The sequence below is a fragment of the Candidatus Competibacter phosphatis genome (assembly GCF_012939995.1).
Taxonomy (GTDB): Bacteria; Pseudomonadota; Gammaproteobacteria; order Competibacterales; family Competibacteraceae; genus Competibacter; species Competibacter phosphatis.
In genome coordinates this window covers 1-16,926 of the sequence record NZ_SPMZ01000051.1, presented here as the reverse complement: position 1 = coordinate 16,926, position 16,926 = coordinate 1, and the positions used below count along the sequence as shown (strand labels likewise).

At 58.7% G+C, this 16,926-nt stretch carries 15 protein-coding genes, 1 tRNA gene and 1 pseudogene; 13 read left to right on the top strand and 4 right to left on the bottom strand.

What is annotated here, in order from left to right; translation table 11 throughout:
• Positions 1-16: 16 nt before the first annotated feature.
• The 3 genes and pseudogenes from E4P82_RS15740 to bluB form a co-directional block, all read right to left on the bottom strand.
• Complete coding sequence (locus E4P82_RS15740) at positions 17-613, bottom strand: hypothetical protein (RefSeq protein ID WP_312915346.1); 597 nt, start codon at positions 611-613, stop codon at positions 17-19.
• Positions 610-1,999: pseudogene (gene xseA / locus E4P82_RS15735) on the bottom strand (exodeoxyribonuclease VII large subunit). The gene E4P82_RS15740 and the pseudogene xseA overlap by 4 nt, the downstream one beginning before the upstream one ends.
• Positions 2,000-2,035: 36 nt before the next feature.
• Entirely contained in the window at positions 2,036-2,731 is a 696-nt protein-coding gene (bluB, locus tag E4P82_RS15730) for a 5,6-dimethylbenzimidazole synthase (protein ID WP_246327624.1), read from the bottom strand.
• A 160-nt stretch (positions 2,732-2,891) separates the two neighbouring features.
• On the opposite strand from bluB, the gene guaB reads away from it, so the two are divergent.
• The 3 genes from guaB to tadA are packed head-to-tail and all read left to right on the top strand — an operon-like array spanning position 2,892 to position 6,496.
• The gene (gene guaB / locus E4P82_RS15725; RefSeq protein ID WP_169249773.1) at positions 2,892-4,355 is read left to right on the top strand and encodes an IMP dehydrogenase; all 1,464 of its coding nucleotides are present in this window, start codon (positions 2,892-2,894) and stop codon (positions 4,353-4,355) included.
• A gap of 2 nt (positions 4,356-4,357) precedes the next feature.
• Complete coding sequence (guaA, locus tag E4P82_RS15720; RefSeq protein WP_169249772.1) at positions 4,358-5,938, top strand: glutamine-hydrolyzing GMP synthase; 1,581 nt, start codon at positions 4,358-4,360, stop codon at positions 5,936-5,938.
• 39 nt (positions 5,939-5,977) lie between these two features.
• Entirely contained in the window at positions 5,978-6,496 is a 519-nt protein-coding gene (gene tadA / locus E4P82_RS15715; RefSeq protein ID WP_169249771.1) for a tRNA adenosine(34) deaminase TadA, read from the top strand.
• Here tadA and E4P82_RS15710 read toward each other — a convergent pair.
• Entirely contained in the window at positions 6,483-7,451 is a 969-nt protein-coding gene (locus E4P82_RS15710; RefSeq protein WP_169249770.1) for a tetratricopeptide repeat protein, read from the bottom strand. The two genes, tadA and E4P82_RS15710, sit on opposite strands and share 14 nt — an antisense overlap.
• Positions 7,452-7,596: 145 nt before the next feature.
• Here E4P82_RS15710 and E4P82_RS15705 point away from each other — a divergent pair.
• The 10 genes from E4P82_RS15705 (at position 7,597) to E4P82_RS15660 (ending at position 16,926) form a co-directional block, all read left to right on the top strand.
• Positions 7,597-7,689 (top strand) — tRNA-Ser (locus tag E4P82_RS15705).
• Positions 7,690-8,185: 496 nt separating this feature from the next.
• Positions 8,186-8,920 carry a TonB-dependent receptor plug domain-containing protein gene (locus E4P82_RS15700; RefSeq protein WP_246327630.1) on the top strand — a complete coding sequence of 245 codons (735 nt, stop codon included), beginning with the start codon at positions 8,186-8,188 and terminating at the stop codon, positions 8,918-8,920.
• Positions 8,904-9,545 carry a TonB-dependent receptor domain-containing protein gene (locus tag E4P82_RS15695; RefSeq protein WP_169249768.1) on the top strand — a complete coding sequence of 214 codons (642 nt, stop codon included), beginning with the start codon at positions 8,904-8,906 and terminating at the stop codon, positions 9,543-9,545. The genes E4P82_RS15700 and E4P82_RS15695 overlap by 17 nt, the downstream gene beginning before the upstream one ends.
• On the top strand, positions 9,454-10,188 hold the full coding sequence (locus E4P82_RS15690) for a TonB-dependent receptor domain-containing protein (RefSeq protein ID WP_169249767.1): 735 nt from the start codon (positions 9,454-9,456) through the stop codon (positions 10,186-10,188). The genes E4P82_RS15695 and E4P82_RS15690 overlap by 92 nt, the downstream gene beginning before the upstream one ends.
• Before the next feature lie 49 nt (positions 10,189-10,237).
• Positions 10,238-12,274 carry a TonB-dependent receptor plug domain-containing protein gene (locus E4P82_RS15685; protein WP_169249766.1) on the top strand — a complete coding sequence of 679 codons (2,037 nt, stop codon included), beginning with the start codon at positions 10,238-10,240 and terminating at the stop codon, positions 12,272-12,274.
• Between the two features lie 119 nt (positions 12,275-12,393).
• Positions 12,394-12,900: a TOL_0243 family YfiR-like periplasmic protein gene (locus E4P82_RS15680; protein WP_169249765.1), complete on the top strand. Its 507-nt coding sequence runs from the start codon at positions 12,394-12,396 to the stop codon at positions 12,898-12,900.
• A 17-nt stretch (positions 12,901-12,917) separates the two neighbouring features.
• Positions 12,918-15,134: an ATP-binding protein gene (locus tag E4P82_RS15675; RefSeq protein WP_169249764.1), complete on the top strand. Its 2,217-nt coding sequence runs from the start codon at positions 12,918-12,920 to the stop codon at positions 15,132-15,134.
• The gene (locus tag E4P82_RS15670; protein WP_312915336.1) at positions 15,052-15,849 is read left to right on the top strand and encodes a response regulator; all 798 of its coding nucleotides are present in this window, start codon (positions 15,052-15,054) and stop codon (positions 15,847-15,849) included. Before E4P82_RS15675 ends, E4P82_RS15670 begins: the two co-directional genes overlap by 83 nt.
• A 5-nt stretch (positions 15,850-15,854) precedes the next feature.
• The gene (locus E4P82_RS15665; RefSeq protein WP_169249762.1) at positions 15,855-16,676 is read left to right on the top strand and encodes an ATP-binding response regulator; all 822 of its coding nucleotides are present in this window, start codon (positions 15,855-15,857) and stop codon (positions 16,674-16,676) included.
• A gap of 106 nt (positions 16,677-16,782) precedes the next feature.
• Positions 16,783-16,926, top strand: a complete 144-nt coding sequence (locus tag E4P82_RS15660) for a hypothetical protein (protein WP_169249089.1) — start codon at positions 16,783-16,785, stop codon at positions 16,924-16,926.

The following is a 16,926-nucleotide window of genomic DNA, read 5'->3' as shown; positions in this document are numbered from 1 at the left end:
CGGGATAGCGCGACCATCAGCGCAATGCCACGGTTTCCACCCAGATCAGTTCGCAGGCGCCGTTACCGGTGTCCTCGCGGCTCAGTGAGCTGCGCCATTGCCAGCCGTCGTCGCGGTGGGCTTCAACCAGATAGCCGCGCAGGCTGACAATATGACCGGGGCGGATTAATTTCAACCGGTCGGCGACATACCCGGTCGCGGGAATCAGATGCATGTTGGCGCTGTGGGTTTCGATATCCCGGCGCGGGATGAAAAAATCGTTGACGTGCCAGTAATAAAAGCGGTGGCGTTGTTGGATGTCGATTCGCTCCAACACATTGCTGTCCGACATCGGCCCCCAACCCAGCGCTAGATCAAGGGGCGAGAGATCCGCGCCGCTGTCGAAGCAGTAATCCTCCCGGCCCAGCACGCGGGCTTCGAGCGTGAATTCCGCCAACGCCTTGATGTGGTAGCGGCCTTTCTGAAAGACCGGTGCTCCGGCATCGAGCAGTCGTTGAGAGGGCGGGTCCGGCGCCAGCACGCCGGGCGAGCGCTCGATGGGGCGGTCGTGCCAGGCCCAGTAGGCGCCCAGCGCGCAGACGAGCAGTAACAATCCCAAGCGGCGCATGGTCATGGTTCCTCGGGATCGGTCCCGACAGCGGACGATGGCGCCCGATTCTCGACATCGATGGCGGTGATCGCGCACCGCAAACGACCGGAGCCCAGCAAGGCTTCCACCGGGTCGCCGATCTGGAGTGGGTCGGCCCGCCGGACGATGGTCCCGTCCGGGTATCGGCGCACGATCGCATAACCGCGCCGCAGGGTGGCCAGTGGGCTCAGGGCATGTAGGGCGCCACTCAGGTTTTGCAGGTGTTGACGGGCAGTCTGGAAACACTGACGCAGGGTCGCGTTTTGGCGCAGCGCCAGCGCCCGCAACTGCTGACGAGCCGAGCGCAATCGTGCTGTCGGAGCCTGCGTCCGCAGGCGCGTTCTCAGTCCGACCAGCCGCAGGCGCTCGCGGCCCAGACGGTTGTTCAGGGCTTGCCGTAGCCGTTGGTCCAGTTCGTCCAGCCGTTGCGCATGATCGTGCAGACGGCGTCGCGGTTGCAGTCGTTCCAGCCGCGCCACCAGTGGGCGCAGCCGCTGGCGCCGTTCGCTCAGGCGCTGCCGCAACGCGCGTTCCAGCCGCGCCGCCAGCAAACGGGTTGCGCGCGACCATTCCTGGCGGTCGGGGGTGGCCAGCTCGGCCGCCGCCGTGGGGGTGGGCGCGCGCAGATCGGCGGCGAAGTCGGCGATGGTGACGTCGGTTTCGTGACCGATGCCGCTGACCAGTGGGACGGCGCAGTCGACAATCGCTCGGGCGACGATTTCTTCGTTGAATGCCTGCAAGTCTTCCAGCGAGCCGCCGCCCCGCGTCAACAGCAGCACGTCGCAATCCTGGCGTTCGGACGCCAGTCGGATGGTCGCGGCAATGCGTTCCGCCGCGCCGTCGCCTTGCACCGGCACCGGATAAAGCAGGACTGGCAGTGTGGGAAACCGGCGGCGCAGTACGCTCAATACGTCACGCAGCGCCGCGCCGCTGGGCGAGGTGATTACGCCGATTCGCCGAGGAAAGCGGGGCAGGGCTTTTTTTGCGGTCCGTTGCGAACAGCCCTTCCCGTTCCAGCCGCAGCCGCAGTTCGTCGTAAGCCCGCCGCAGCGCGCCGGCGCCGGCTTCCTCCACATACTCGACGATGATCTGGAAATCGCCGCGCGGTTCGTACAAGCTGACGCGGCCCCGTACCAGCACCTGCTGGCCGTTGCGCGGGCAATCGCGGAATAGCAGGGCGCGATTCTGAAACAGCGCGCAGCGGATCTGTGCCCGGGCGTCCTTGAGCGAGAAGTAGAGGTGCCCTGAAGATGGGCGGGACAAGTTGGAGACCTCGCCCTGTATCCAGACGTCGGGAAAGTGTTGCTCCAGCAGCCAGCGAGCCGCTTGCGTCAGTTCGGAGACGGTGTGGATGTCGCGACGGGATCGCATCGAGGCGTTAAGATCCGGGTATTTCGGATATTGCCGTTATCCCGGCCAGCCGTTTTCGCTGACCAGTTCACTCAGTGGCTGGCGCTGTGCCCAGCCTTCCTGTTCCAGCATGGGTTTTTCATAGAAGCGTTCGACCGGTCCCAGACAGAGCACCGCCACGGGTCGCGCCCCCGACGGCATGCCCAGCAGCTCGGCCAGCGCGTCGGGGTCGAACAGCGAGACCCATCCCATCCCCAGACCCTCGGCGCGTGCCGCCAACCACAGGTTTTGGATGGCGCAGGCCACCGAAGCCAGATCCATTTCCGGCAGCGTGCGCCGACCGAAGACATGTCGTTCCCGGCCATCCATCAGCGCCGCCACCAGCACTTCCGCGCAATCCAGCACGCCCTCGACCTTGAGGCGCATGAAGTCGTTCTCGCGCTCGCCCAGGGCGCGAGCGGTGCGGATGCGTTCTTTCTCGATCTGGGCGTGAATGGCACGCCGCAAGTTCGCGTCGGTAATGCGGATGAAACGCCAGGGCTGCATGAGTCCCACGCTCGGCGCTTGATGCGCCGCCGCCAGCAGGCGCGCGAGTTGTTCTTCCGGGACGTGACCGTGCTGAAAATGGCGAATATCTCGGCGCAGGGCGATGGCTTTGTACACCGCGCTGATTTCAGCGTCGCTGAAGCGATGTCTTTGATCGAGCGTCGGCATGCCGCTGGTGTTGGAAAAGGGCTGATCGGTGGCTGTCATGGTGAGAATATGGATTTATTGTTGAGTGTCGAAGGCGTTTCGAGAGTGACTACGCCGACAGTGCGGCGATCCTGATCGGTTTGGCCAAATTTCTGTTTACCGGTCGAGTGTTGTGGAATACACTAATCCGTTTATTTTCGCTAAGTCTTGAGGTCCCGCCATGCGAATCGTTCAAGAAGCCCTGACCTTCGATGATGTCCTGCTCCTGCCGGCCTATTCCACGGTGCTGCCCAAGGATGTCAGCCTCAAGACCCAATTGACCCGCACGATCAGCCTCAATATCCCATTGGTGTCGGCGGCGATGGATACGGTCACGGAGTCGCGGTTGGCCATTGCCTTGGCCCAGGAGGGCGGTATCGGCATTATCCACAAGAACATGCCGGTTGAGAAACAGGCGCAAGAAGTGCGGCGGGTGAAAAAGTACGAGACCGGAGTCATCAACGACCCCATCGTCACCGGACCGAACGCCACCATCCGCGAAGTGCTGGCGCTGACTCGCGCTCACCACATCTCCGGCGTGCCGGTGGTCGACGGCGAGGATCTGACCGGCATCGTTACCAGCCGCGACCTGCGCTTCGAACACAACCTGGACGCGCCGGTCAGTGCCGTCATGACCCCGAAGGAACGGTTGGTGACGGTCTTGGAAGGCGCGGGCCGCGAGGAAATCGTCGCCCTGCTGCACAAGCATCGCATCGAAAAAGTGCTGGTGATCAACGATCGCTTCCAGTTGCGCGGCATGATCACGGTGAAGGACATTCAGAAATCCAGCGACTTCCCGCTGGCTTGCAAGGACGAATGGGGGCGCTTGCGCGCCGGTGCGGCGGTGGGCACCGGCGGCGACACCGAAGAGCGGGTGGCGGCCCTGGTGGGCGCCGGCGTCGACGTGCTGGTGGTGGACACCGCCCACGGCCATTCCCGCAACGTGTTGGATCGGGTGCGCTGGATCAAGCAGCATTTTCCCCAGGTGCAGGTGATCGGCGGCAATATCGCCACCGCCGCCGCCGCCCGCGATCTGGTGGAGGCGGGCGCGGACGCGGTCAAGGTCGGGATCGGTCCCGGCTCGATCTGCACCACCCGCATCATCGCCGGGGTCGGCGTGCCGCAGATCAGCGCCGTGGCCAACGTCGCCGAGGCGCTGCACGATTGCGACGTGCCGGTGATCGCCGACGGCGGCGTGCGCTATTCCGGCGATTTGGCCAAGGCCATCGTCGCCGGTGCCCATTCGGTCATGATCGGCAGCTTGTTCGCCGGCACCGAGGAAGCGCCCGGCGAGGTGGAACTCTATCAGGGGCGGTCCTATAAGTCTTACCGCGGCATGGGTTCGATCGGCGCCATGACCCAGCAGCACGGTTCCAGCGATCGTTATTTTCAGGAGGGCAGCGCGGTGGAGAAACTGGTGCCGGAAGGCATCGAGGGTCGGGTGCCCTACAAGGGCAGCGTGTTGGCCATCATCAATCAAATGATGGGTGGCTTGCGTTCCAGCATGGGCTACGTCGGTTGTTGGGATATCGCCGAGATGCGGGTCAAACCGGCGTTTACCCGGGTGACGAGCGCCGGGATGCGCGAAAGTCACGTCCACGACGTGAGCATCACCAAGGAAGCACCGAACTACCGGGTGGATTGAACATGACTGCTCGCGACATCCACCTCGACCGCATTCTGATCGTCGACTTCGGTGCTCAGTACACCCAACTGATCGCCCGCCGGGTGCGGGAGATTGGCGTCTACTGCGAAATTCAACCCTACGACGCCGACCCGGCAGCTTTGCGCGAGTTTTGCCCGCGAGGGGTCATCCTGTCGGGCAGCCCGGAATCGACCACCGTGGCCGACGGCCCACGCATTCCCCAGGCCGTCCTTGAATTGGACACGCCACTGCTGGGCATCTGCTACGGCATGCAGGCCATGGCGGTACAGTTGGGTGGTCGGGTGGAATCGGCCGACCATCAGGAATTCGGTTACGCCCAGGTGCGCGCCCACGCCCATTCCACCCTGCTGCGCGACATCGAGGATCACGCCAGCCCGGAAGGTTACGGCCTGCTGGATGTGTGGATGAGTCACGGTGATCAGGTGGTCGGCTTGCCGCCCGGTTTCACCCGCATCGCCAGCACCGCAACCTGTCCGATCGCCGGCATGGCCGACGAGGATCGACGCTGGTACGGGGTGCAGTTTCATCCCGAAGTGACGCACACCCGCCAGGGCGAGCGCATTCTGCGGCGTTTCGTGTTGGATATCTGCGGCTGCGCGCCGTTGTGGACCACCGGCAACATCATCGAGGACAGCATTGCTGCCATCCGTGCGCGGGTGGGCGACGACGAGGTGCTGCTGGCGCTGTCCGGCGGGGTGGACTCCTCGGTGGTGGCGGCGCTGTTGCATCGAGCCATCGGCAGCCAGTTGACCTGTGTATTCGTGGATACCGGCCTGCTGCGCTTGCACGAGGGCGATCAGGTGATGGCGACCTTCGGTCAGCATCTTGGGGTACGGGTGATTCGGGTGGACGCCGGGGCGCGTTTCCTGAGCGCCTTGGCCGGTATTATCGACCCCGAGCAGAAGCGCAAGATCATCGGTGGGTTGTTCGTGACGATTTTCGAAGAGCAGGCGGCCAGCTTGCGCGATGTGCAATGGTTGGCTCAGGGCACCATTTATCCCGACGTGATCGAATCGGCCGGCGCCAAGACCGGCAAGGCGCATGTCATCAAATCCCATCATAACGTCGGCGGCCTGCCGGCGGCGATGCGGCTGAAGCTGATCGAACCGCTGCGAGAGCTGTTCAAGGACGAGGTGCGTCGCTTGGGGGTGGAATTGGGACTGCCGTCCGAAATGGTTTACCGCCATCCGTTCCCGGGACCGGGATTGGGAGTGCGCATTTTGGGCGAGGTGCGCGGGGACTATGCCGAGCCGCTGCGCCGAGCTGATCACATTTTCATCGAGGAATTGCGCCGGCACGATTTATACGACCGAGTCAGTCAGGCCTTCGCGGTATTCCTGCCGGTCAAGTCGGTCGGAGTGATGGGTGATGGTCGTCGCTACGATTACGTGATCGCCTTGCGCGCGGTCGAGACGGTGGATTTCATGACCGCCCGCTGGGCGCATCTACCCTACGAATTTTTGGATTTGGTGTCGCGGCGCATCATCAACGAAGTGCGCGGTATCTCGCGGGTGGTCTACGACGTGTCCGGCAAGCCGCCGGCCACCATAGAGTGGGAATAAATCCCGCACCGGGCATGGGCGGGTTCGTGGAGCAGGAACATGGACGCAGAGAGCCAGGCATCGGGTGCCGAGCAGGATCGGTATTGGATGGGTCGAGCGTTGGATCTGGCGCGGCGAGCGGCAGCAGCCGGCGAGGTGCCGGTCGGAGCGGTGCTGGTGCGGGATGGCGAGAGGATCGGCGAGGGCTGGAACCGCTCGATCGGTGGCTGCGATCCGACCGCCCATGCCGAAGTGCTGGCGCTACGGGCGGCGGCGGAGCGAACCGGTAATTACCGGTTGGTGGACAGCACGCTGTACGCGACGCTGGAACCCTGTCCGATGTGCGCCGGCGCTCTCGTGCATGCGCGGGTGGCGCGGGTGGTGTTCGGCGCGACCGATCCACGCGCCGGCGCGGCGGGCACGGTGTTCGATCTGCTGCAATCGCCTTGGCTCAACCATCGGTGCGTGGTGATGGGTGGCGTGCTCGCCGAGGAATGCGGGCTGCTATTGCGGGAATTCTTTCGTGCTCGCCGGATCAAGCCCGCGACCGGCGAGGACTCCACACTTAACGTTGGTTGAAACCGCTGCTGTTTTGATAGTTGGGTGGTTGTTGCCACCAGGGCTGTTGTGTTTCCATCTCGCGCCGCTGGAGTTCTTCCCGCTGCTGTTGTTCAGCCTGTTGTTGGCGGCGTGCTTCTTCCAGCAAGGCTTGTTCTTTCTGTGCTTCCTGTTCTCGCTGTTTGGCCAGTTGAGCTTCGCGGCGCAGGTTGAGCAGCGCTTGATCGTTGGGCGCGGCGCGCAGCCCACGGCCGAGGTAAGCCAGGCTTTCATCCGGTTGTCCCTGCCGCAAGCTCTGTTCCGCCGCATTCTGATAGTAGGCGGCGATGCGCTGGATGCCAGCAAGCGCCACCGGGTTTTCAGGCTGCAGTTCCAGCACATGCCGGTAGGTATTCAGGGCGTTGCCGCTGGCGGGAGCGGTGATCCGGCGGCTGTCCATCTGCTGCTGAGCCTCGGCGAGCAACTGTTCGATTTCCGCCTGCGGCGTTGGGGGAGGGGCGATTTCTTCGACGGGAGGCGTGGCCGGCGTGTCGGTGGATGCGGTTGGGCTATCCGGTGCGTCCGGTTGAGGGTCCGGCGTGGTCGGGGGGTATGTCGGGGGTCGCCGGCGGGATTCGTGGCGGAAGCGGGCGACGAATCCGTGGGCGCGACGGGGGGCGGCGGTTGGTTGGGAAGGAGTGTCCCGTGGCCGAGTGGGCGGTCGGGAGCTTGGCGTCGCCGCCGCGAGAAGACTGGAAACTCCCTCGCCATTATTGAGCAATTGCGGTAATTCATGCACGATGGGAATTTGCCAGAGAAAGAAAAAACCGATCGCGCAGGCAGCCAGGACCGCGCCCATGTAAATGGCAAAGTGCCGCAGCCACCTGAGAAAGCCCGATAGCAAGACCGCTCCGATCGTTTCGGAGTCCGGCCCGTCGTCGCTCGTTGGTGGGTCGTCCGGGAAATGGGGGTCGGCGGTAGGGATGGCCAGTTTCATCGTGTCAGTACGGCAGGCAAGGGTCCTCCCCGCTCACTGGTTGTCGCGACCGGAAGCTGGCGGGGATTACACATGGGGATTGGCAAAACTGCTCCATGCGGTAGAATATAAAGCTCTTCCGCGTTCGCTCCAAGCGATTCTTCCCGGAGAGGTACCGAAGCGGTCATAACGGCGCCGACTCGAAATCGGATGGGGGCTTAGCCGCCCCACGCGGGTTCGAATCCCGCCCTCTCCGCCAATTCAAGTGGTCAATTGCAGCCGGAACACCAGCAGGTGGTTCGGGATGTGCTGTGGGTCCGTTTAAATCGGGAACAGGACCCGCGCGGCGTGGCGTGTGAACACATGTGGCCTCGACGGCGATGATCGCGAAAAAGCCACTCGCGCTACCGGAATTTACAATGCGGCTCTCATCAATACCGTTTTCATGAGCAAAAAAAACCCGCCCCGCGCGGGCTTTTTTTTTTGACAGGCACAAAACGACATCTGCGTCAGGCGCCCAACCACCGAGTGCCTGCTGAGGTGGGTATGTGCCGATGGGTTTACCCTGGCGCCATGAGAGTAAAGTATTCATTTTAGACCCAACCACATCCATGGCTTGATAAGATGACAAACGTTAACTAACTATTTTTTAGGATAATTATACGGTTTTCCTCAGTGCTCAATATGTTAAGTAAAGCATTATCGTTCGGGGAAACAGTGCGATGGTATGCGGGAACGTCTATAGGGCTTCGGTGATGCTGGTCATCGGGTGCACGGTGACGGTGAGCCTGGGATGGACCGCCGTGCCCGATTTGCATCCCATTTCGATATACGAAGATCTGATGCAGATTAAAGTGGTATCGGCGACGAAGGTCGAACAAGCCGTGGAAGACACCGCATCAGCAGTGTTTGTCATCACTCAGGACGATATTCGCCGCAGTGGGGTGACTGGTATTCCAGACGCATTGCGGTTGGCGCCAGGGGTGCAAGTAGCGCGGATCGACGCCAACAAATGGGCAATCACCATTCGAGGGTTTAACGGACGTTTCGCCAACAAGCTGCTGGTGCTGGTGGACGGACGGTCGATCTACACTCCAGCCTTCGCTGGCGTGTACTGGGAAATCCAGGATCTGTTGCTTGAAGACATCGATCGTATTGAAGTCATCCGGGGACCAGGAGCTAGCCTGTGGGGCGCGAATGCGGTCAACGGTGTCATCAATATCATCACTAAATCGGCCAGGGATACCCAAAGCCTGATCAGCGTGACCGCAGGCAATCCGAAGAACACCATCGTTGGGTTGCGCTACAGCGGTCAGTTGGGTGATAGCGCCCATTATCGACTCTATGGCAAATTCCTCGACCAGGATGGCTTGCTGGATGCTCAGGGACAGGATGCCGAAGACGATTGGCGTCTGGGCAGCGGTGGTTTTCGACTCGATTGGTCGCCATCGGATCGGGATAGCTTCTCCATGTATGGCGGTCTTTTTTGACGAGTCGTTGCAACAGAATTTTTTCGTGCCTTCCTTGACGTCACCCTTCTCGCAACTGATGCGGGACAAAGCCCAGGGATCGGGTGGTTACCTGCAAGGTCGCTGGGAACGAGACTTATCGGATACCTCGCGTTTATCCTTGCAGATATATTACCAGAATCAACAACGTCAAGATGCGATGCTTGACTTTAATGTCGATACTTTCGATCTGGATTTTCAGCACGCTTTTGCACTAAACGAACAGAATAAGCTGATTTGGGGATTGGGGTATCGTCGCTACAGCGACGCTTATCGACAGGCGATGCTGGGTTCAATGATTCCATCCAATCTTGATTACGATTTGTTCAGCGCTTTCGTTCAGGATCAAATCGATTTGATTCCCCATGAACTCGAATTGACTGTGGGTGCTCGGCTAGAACACAATGATTTTTCTGGTTGGGAGTTTCAACCGAACGTGCGTTTGTTGTGGTCACCGTATGCGAAACATCGATTATGGGCAGCCGTATCCCGCGCCGTACGCACACCTTCTCGGTTTGATAACGGCGGGATACTCAACGTGGTGGCAGCGCCGCCTCAATCGCCCATCAATCTACCCGTCCTGGTTTTTTTTTCAGGGCAACTCTGAGTTTGTCTCGGAAAAATTAACAGCCTACGAACTAGGGTATCGGACTTGGCCAGCCGAACAGTTGTCGCTGGATGTCGCCATGTTTTATAACAATTATGACGACTTGCACGCCTTGGAACGACGGAATGATTTGATTATTCAGGGGGATGGTTACCTGTTGGTTCCTGATTTGTTCGTCAATGCGGTGCAGAGTCAGACCTATGGTTTTGAAGTGGCAACCAATTGGCAGGCGATGGATTGGTGGCGATTGCAATTGGCTTATTCTTATCTGCGGATGAAATTTCAAAACAAACCAGGGTATTCCGAACTGATTCCAGTCTTTCAAGAAGGTTCGCAGCCTCATCATCAAATCTCACTGCGGTCCAGTTTTGATATCCGCCACGATTTGGAATTCGATCTGTGGCTATATTATGTGGATGAGATACCCGAGCTGATTATCGGCACATTGGCGCATACGGCATCTGTTGACGCTTACTTCAGCGTGAATGCCCGCCTCGGCTGGCGGCCACGCAAGGATTTGGAGCTATCACTGACGGGTACCAATCTACTGGGGCCGTCACATATAGAATTCGTACAGGAAACCTATTCATTCCCAGAGCAGGTGGAGCGCGGTATTTATGGCCAGATAAAATGGTCATTCTAGCATCCTTTAAAATTCACCAAAATCCATTTTAAATTATAAAGATCATTCAATGAAATCGTATGAGATGGATGGGATCGCGCCATCGTTGATGGTTTTGGTTTGTTTGGGTATGGCGGCCGGTCCAGCGAGCGCCGCCACGCCAGATTTGACCCAATTCAGCATCGAGGATTTGATGCGGGTGAAGGTAGTATCGGCGACGAAGGTGGAACAGGCCTTACAAGACACGGCGGCGGCGGTTTTCGTCATTTCCGCCGAAGACATCCGGCGGTCGGGAGTCACCAATGTCATGGAAGCATTGCGACTCGCGCCAGGTGTGGAAGTGGCCCGCATCGATTCCAGCCGTTGGGCTATTACCATTCGCGGCTTCAATGGCCGTTTTGCCAACAAGCTGTTGGTTCTGGTCGACGGCCGCTCAGTCTACAATTCACAATTTTCCGGTGTGTATTGGGAAATTCAGGATCTGTTCCTGCCCGATGTCGAGCGGATCGAAGTCATTCGCGGTCCTGGCGGCAGCCTGTGGGGCGCCAATGCGGTGAACGGTGTGATCAATATCATCACCAAGAATAGCCAAGATACCCAAGGTGGATTGGTGACGCTGACCGCCGGTAACGAAGAGCGGCGCATCGCCGGAGTTCGCTATGGCGACAAACTGAATGATAACGCCCAGTATCGGGTTTACGGGCAGTTCACCGAGCGCGATGGTTCGCTAACCCCAGACAATCGCGACGCGGGTGATGACTGGAATATTGGTAAAGGTGGATTCCGTCTGGATTGGGCACCGTCGGCCCAAGACAAGGTTGCCGTGCAGGGTGACTATTATCAGGGAAACTTCGAGCAGAATCTGGTGGCACCCACTTTCGTTCAGCCGTATTCCGAGCGGCAATTGGCCAAGATCAATGCCGAGGCCACGGGTGGCAGCTTGCAGGCGCGTTGGGAGCATCAGTATTCCGCGACATCGCAGATGGGACTTCAAGTGTATTACCAGTATGCGGACCGCGAAGAACTGCTTTACATTGCGGACACAGATACGCTTGACTTGGATTTCCAGGCTAATTTCGCCTTGGACGATCGACAGGAAATCGTTTGGGGGGCTGGTTATCGGCGCAATCGGGATCGCTTCACCGATACCATCCTGGCGACCGTCGATCCCAACAGCGCAACGACGGAATTGTTCAGCGCCTTTGTCCAGGATCAAGTCGACCTGATTCCGGAGCAATTGCGGCTGACGGCTGGTATTAAGATCGAGCATAACGACTACACGGGTTGGGAATGGCAGCCCAGCATCCGTATGCTATGGACGGTGCATCCAAATCATCGTCTATGGGCGGCGATATCGCGAGCTGTCCGCACCCCTTCGCGTGGCGAGCAGGACGTGCAAACGAACTTGTATGTCTTGCCGCCATCGCCGTCGACGGGAAATTTGCCGACACTGATTACATTATTCGGAAACGACCAGCTCGAAGCTGAAAGACTTTTCGCTTACGAAGTTGGCTACCGTGGGCGAGTAGCTGAGAAAATTTCCGTGGATGCGACCGCCTTCTACAACGAATATGATCAAGTGGTCAGCTCGGTTCCCGGAACGCCGTTTGTGGAAACCGAAGTAGTTCCTCCTCATTTGGTGGTGCCGCTCAAATTGCAGAACTCCGCGTCCGGCCATAACGCAGGATTTGAATTGGCGGCGGATTGGCGCCCGGTTCAGGATTGGCGGTTGCAACTTGCCTACTCGTATTTACATCAGGATATCAAGGGATACGATGATCTGTCTCTGTTTAATAGTGGCAACCTACATCAGGTTTCGCTGTTGTCTTCCTGGAATTTTCAGAACGATCTCAGCTTGGATGCATGGGGGCGTTACGTCAATTTCGATGGCATGATGCGCACCCTTTCCCCACTCGGAAACGTCAAGATCGATCCTTATTTTAGTTTGACCTTGCGCTTGGGATGGCGACCTCACAAGGATTTTGAGCTTTCGCTGGTAGGCGCCAATTTGTTGGATAAAGATCATCTTGAGTTTGTGCAGGAGGCCTACACGTTCCCGGTTGAAATCCAACGTAGCCTTTACGGCCAGATGAAATGGTCGTTCTGAAGTCTCCACCCACGTCGAAATCGTCGGGTATGAGCAGGACTGGTGGCAAGGCTTCGATGCTTGGCTCCGAGCGTCGCCGCCTGAGAGATTCATGGTCTTATTGGCTTGGGGTTTGGGCAATGATGTTGCTGGTGGGTTCGCTGCTGGGTAGCGATGCCGGGGCCAGCAGGTTCGATGAGTACGCCGTCAAGGCCGCTTATCTATACAACTTCGCCAAATTCGTCGAGTGGCCGCCGGAGGTGTTTCTCGCAAGCGATTCGCCCTTGGTGATCTGTGTTGCCGGCGAGAATCCGTTTGGCACCGCGCTGGAGGCGCTCCGTGATAAGGTAGTGGAAGGTCGTCCGGTGGAGGTGCGTCATATGCCAACGGCGACCGGTCTTGATCGATGCAACGTCGTTTTCATGGGACAGTCAGAACAAATACGATTCAAGGCCGTGTTGGCAGAGCTTGCTCGCCTGCCCATACTGACCGTCAGCGATATCGGCGGCTTTGCTCAAGCCGGCGGCATGATTGGTTTGTTTGAGTCCGAGCAGCACATCCGATTTAACATCAACATCACCGTTGCCCGTCAGGCCAATCTTAAGCTGAGTTCGCAGTTGCTCAAGCTGGCCACCATCGTGGACTAAGGCGGCGGAGAAAACTTATGGTCACCTTTGACAAGCTGTCGATAAAAAACAAATTAATGACGGTCATGCTGTTGACCAGCACCCTGGTATTGCTGGCGGTCAGTGTGGCGCTCATCGTCAACGAAACCTTTTCCCAGCGCAGGGTCGCCCAGGCTCAACTCGTGACGCTGGCCAACGTTATCGGCGCCAACACGGCTTCCGCCCTGCTCTTCAACGACCTCAAGGCCGCTGAACAAAATCTCGCGGTGCTGCGTACCAAGCCCGATGTGCTGTATACCGTGATCGAAGATCCTCAAGAGGAAATACTGGTCGAGTACTGGGCCACGGGACTGACGGATCGGCAACGAAACCAAATTCGGAAGTGGCAAGAAAAGCTCAAGGGCGAATACAAAAAGCAGGAAACTTCCGGCAAAGCTGGATTGCTCGATACCCAGGATCGAATGCTGACGGTTAAATGGCCGATCCGACAGGACGGCCAGATTTTGGGCTATATCGAGATTTTCTCGGATTTGCGAGATCTGAGCGAAAACCTGCACCGCTATTACTGGATCATCATCGGACTACTGGTCGCTTCATTGGCGCTGGCAACGCTGCTAGCCGCCCGGTTGCAGGCGGTGATTTCAGTGCCGATTCTGCAATTGCGCAATGCCATGCACGCCATCGCCAAGACCCGCGATTATGCCGTTCGAGTACCGCGTTCCAGCAGCGACGAATTGGGTGCGTTGGTGGAAGGCTTCAATGACATGTTGGCGCAAATTCAGCACCGCGACGCTGAATTGGCCCATTACAGCGCGGGCCTGGAAGCGGAGGTCGCGGCGCGTACGCTCGATCTTTCCGCCGCCAACGACGAATTACGCGATTTGGTTGCGGAATTGAGTGTGGCCAAGGAACGGGCCGAGGCCGCGAGTCGAGCAAAATCCCAATTCCTGGCCAATATGAGCCACGAAATTCGTACCCCCATGAATGGTGTTCTGGGCATGGTGGATTTATTGCTGGAAACCGAGTTGCAAGCCAAGCAACGCCATTTTGTGGGCATCATCCACCAATCAGGCGTTAGTCTGCTCAACGTGATCAACGATGTACTGGATTTTTCCAAGATCGAATCCGGTAAATTGGAACTGGAATCCATTGACTTCAATCTGTTGGAACAGGTTGAGGAAACGGTGACGTTGTTCGCCGAACAAGCACAGCGTAAGGATCTGGAACTGGCCTGCTCGCTCCCGCCAGAACCGATCGCCGTTTTTGGAGACCCCGTTCGTTTACGTCAAATCCTTGGCAATTTGTTGGGTAACGCGATCAAATTCACCGAACGCGGTGAAGTGGTCCTGCAAGTGACCGTGCTCGAACAGAGCGCCGTTGCCTATCGCTTGCGCTTTGAGGTGCGCGATACCGGGATCGGTATTCCCGAAGAGGCGCGGCAGAATATCTTCAATGCTTTCAATCAGGCCGATGGTTCCACCACCCGCAAATACGGCGGTACCGGTTTGGGCTTGACGATCGTCAAGCAACTGGTGGCAATGATGGGGGGCAAGATCGCCGTGGACAGTATCGTTGACCGAGGCTCGAATTTTTGGTTTGACCTGGAATTCAAGCGTGCGGTCAATGAGGTGGTGGCGCGGGGAGCCGAGCCACTGTGCGATCTCAAGGGCATGCGTGCGCTGGTGGTGGATGACAATCGGACCAACCGGGAAATCCTGCATCACTTGCTCGATGCCTGGGGCATGCGCAGCGACGGCGCGGTTGACGGCGCTGAAGCCTTGCGCTTGCTGGGCGACGCACGCCAGGGCGATGATCCCTATGTGGTCGCCCTGCTGGATGGGATCATGCCCGGGATGAGCGGACTGGATCTGGCGCTGGCCATCCGCAATGAATCACGACTGCGCGATACCCATCTGATTTTGTTGACTTCGGTGATGTTCCGAGGCGATCAGTACAAGAAGGCCCGCCAGTTGCGAGCCTGTCATTTGCATAAGCCCGTGCGCAAGGCGGTGTTGTATAAGTGTTTGTGCAAGCTGCTCGGCGAGGCGGACTCCGGTCGTCCGCGATCAAGGGAAAAAAAACAGCCCGGTCGCGTTGCAGCGCTTGCGTTTCCCCGGTGCCCGCGTTCTAGTCGTCGAGGACAACCTGGTCAATCAGAAGGTGACGAGAACGATGTTGGCTTTAATGGATTGTACGGTGGATATCGCCGGCAACGGCCAGGAAGCGATCGATCGACTCGCCCAGCAAGCCTATGATGTCGTGCTGATGGATTGCCAGATGCCGGTCATGGACGGTTTCCAAGCTACGGCGGTCATACGGACACGCGAATGCGCCGCCGGTTCGCAAAACGCGCCGCGCCTGCCTATCGTGGCGGTAACGGCGCATGCGCTTCGCGGCGATCGGGAGCGTTGCCTGGAGGCTGGAATGGACGATTATCTGTGCAAGCCGTTCGTCAGGGAAGAACTGGTAACGGTGCTAAAGCGCTGGTTGTCGGCATTCGAGCGAACGAGGGATGATGAGGCGGCGAGCGAGCCGGATATCGACACGGCGCCCGTTGGCGAGACGCGACCCGCCGCGCCTGCCGCGGTGATCTCCGACAACCTGCCGGTGGCACTGGACATGGCGGTGCTGGAAAGCATTCGCAGGATGGAACGCAATGGCTCGCCGGGATTGATGGCGCGGCTGGCCGATTTGTATCAGGGCAATACCGCGACCCTGTTGGAGCAATTGCGCGGCGCGGCGAAGCTTGGAGAGCGTGAAGGGTTGCGAACGGTGGCGCATACTCTAAAGTCCAGCAGCGCCAATGTGGGGGCAATGCGGATACAGAGCTTGTGCAAGGAGTTGGAAACGATGGCGCGGGCGGGGCCAGTACCGGACGCGATGGCGTATGTGGTGGCCATCGAGCAGGAATTCGCCCTGGTTCAGGTTGCGTTGCGGGGGCAACTGGCGCAAGAGCATGAGGGACGATAATTTCCGTGAAACCAATCGATAAAGCCATCTCCAACGGGAGCGATTCGCAAGAAGGGGCGATGGGACAAATCAGGCAATCATCGATTCTGATCGTGGATGACGACGAAGGCCAACGTTTGCTGGCCGGTGCTTCGCTCCAGCAAGGTGGATTCGCCATTCTGCAGGCCGGTAGCGGTGAGCAGGCGCTTGAGGTTTTCCAGCAACACCAGCCCGATTTGGTATTGCTGGATGTGGTGATGCCGGGTATGGACGGGTTTGCGACCTGTGCCGCATTGCGGAGTTTGGCGGGAGGCCGGACTTTGCCGATCGTCATGGTGACCGGCCTGGATGACGTCGAATCCATCGAACAGGCTTATCAGGCTGGAGCGACCGATTTTCTGACCAAGCCGATCCAGTGGCTGGTTCTGCACCAACGAGTGCGGTATATCTTGCGTGCCAGTTGGACTCTGCGGGACTTGCAGAACAGCGAAGAGCGGTTTCGCACCCTGGTCAACGCGGCGGGTAGTGTCATCATGGTGCTGGACCGCAAGGCTAGGGTGGTCGAGTTCAATCCGGTTGCGGAACGGTTTTTTTCCTTGCGCAGAGGTGAGCCAGTGGCCGCCAACTTCGCGAGCGCCTTACCGGTGACCAGCGACTGGGGCGCGCTGCTGGGGAACCCGCAAAGCTTTGAGAGCACCATCCAGGCCTTGAACGGTGATGAGCATATCTTGCTTTGGAACCTCTCCGGATTTGCCGACGCCGAAGGCGTTGTCGCGGGCTTGGTGATCGTCGGACAGGACGTGACCGCGCGACGCCGGGCCGAGGCGAGCATGCGCAAGCTCTCTTAGAAGCTGTACAAAAACTAACACATTGATATTATTATAGTATTTTTGATAAAATAAGCCAAAATCCGGCGATTTATTTTAATTTCAGAGATTCTATTCGAGGTGCTGCATGGCTTGGCCAAAAGAAATTCCTGGTAAGAGGTATCCCAGTGATTTGACAGATGAAGAATGGGAAATCTTGGAGCCGATTTTAAAAAAAGCCGATCCTTATACGACTAAGGTCGGCCCCGTAAAGTCGATCTCCGCGAAGTGA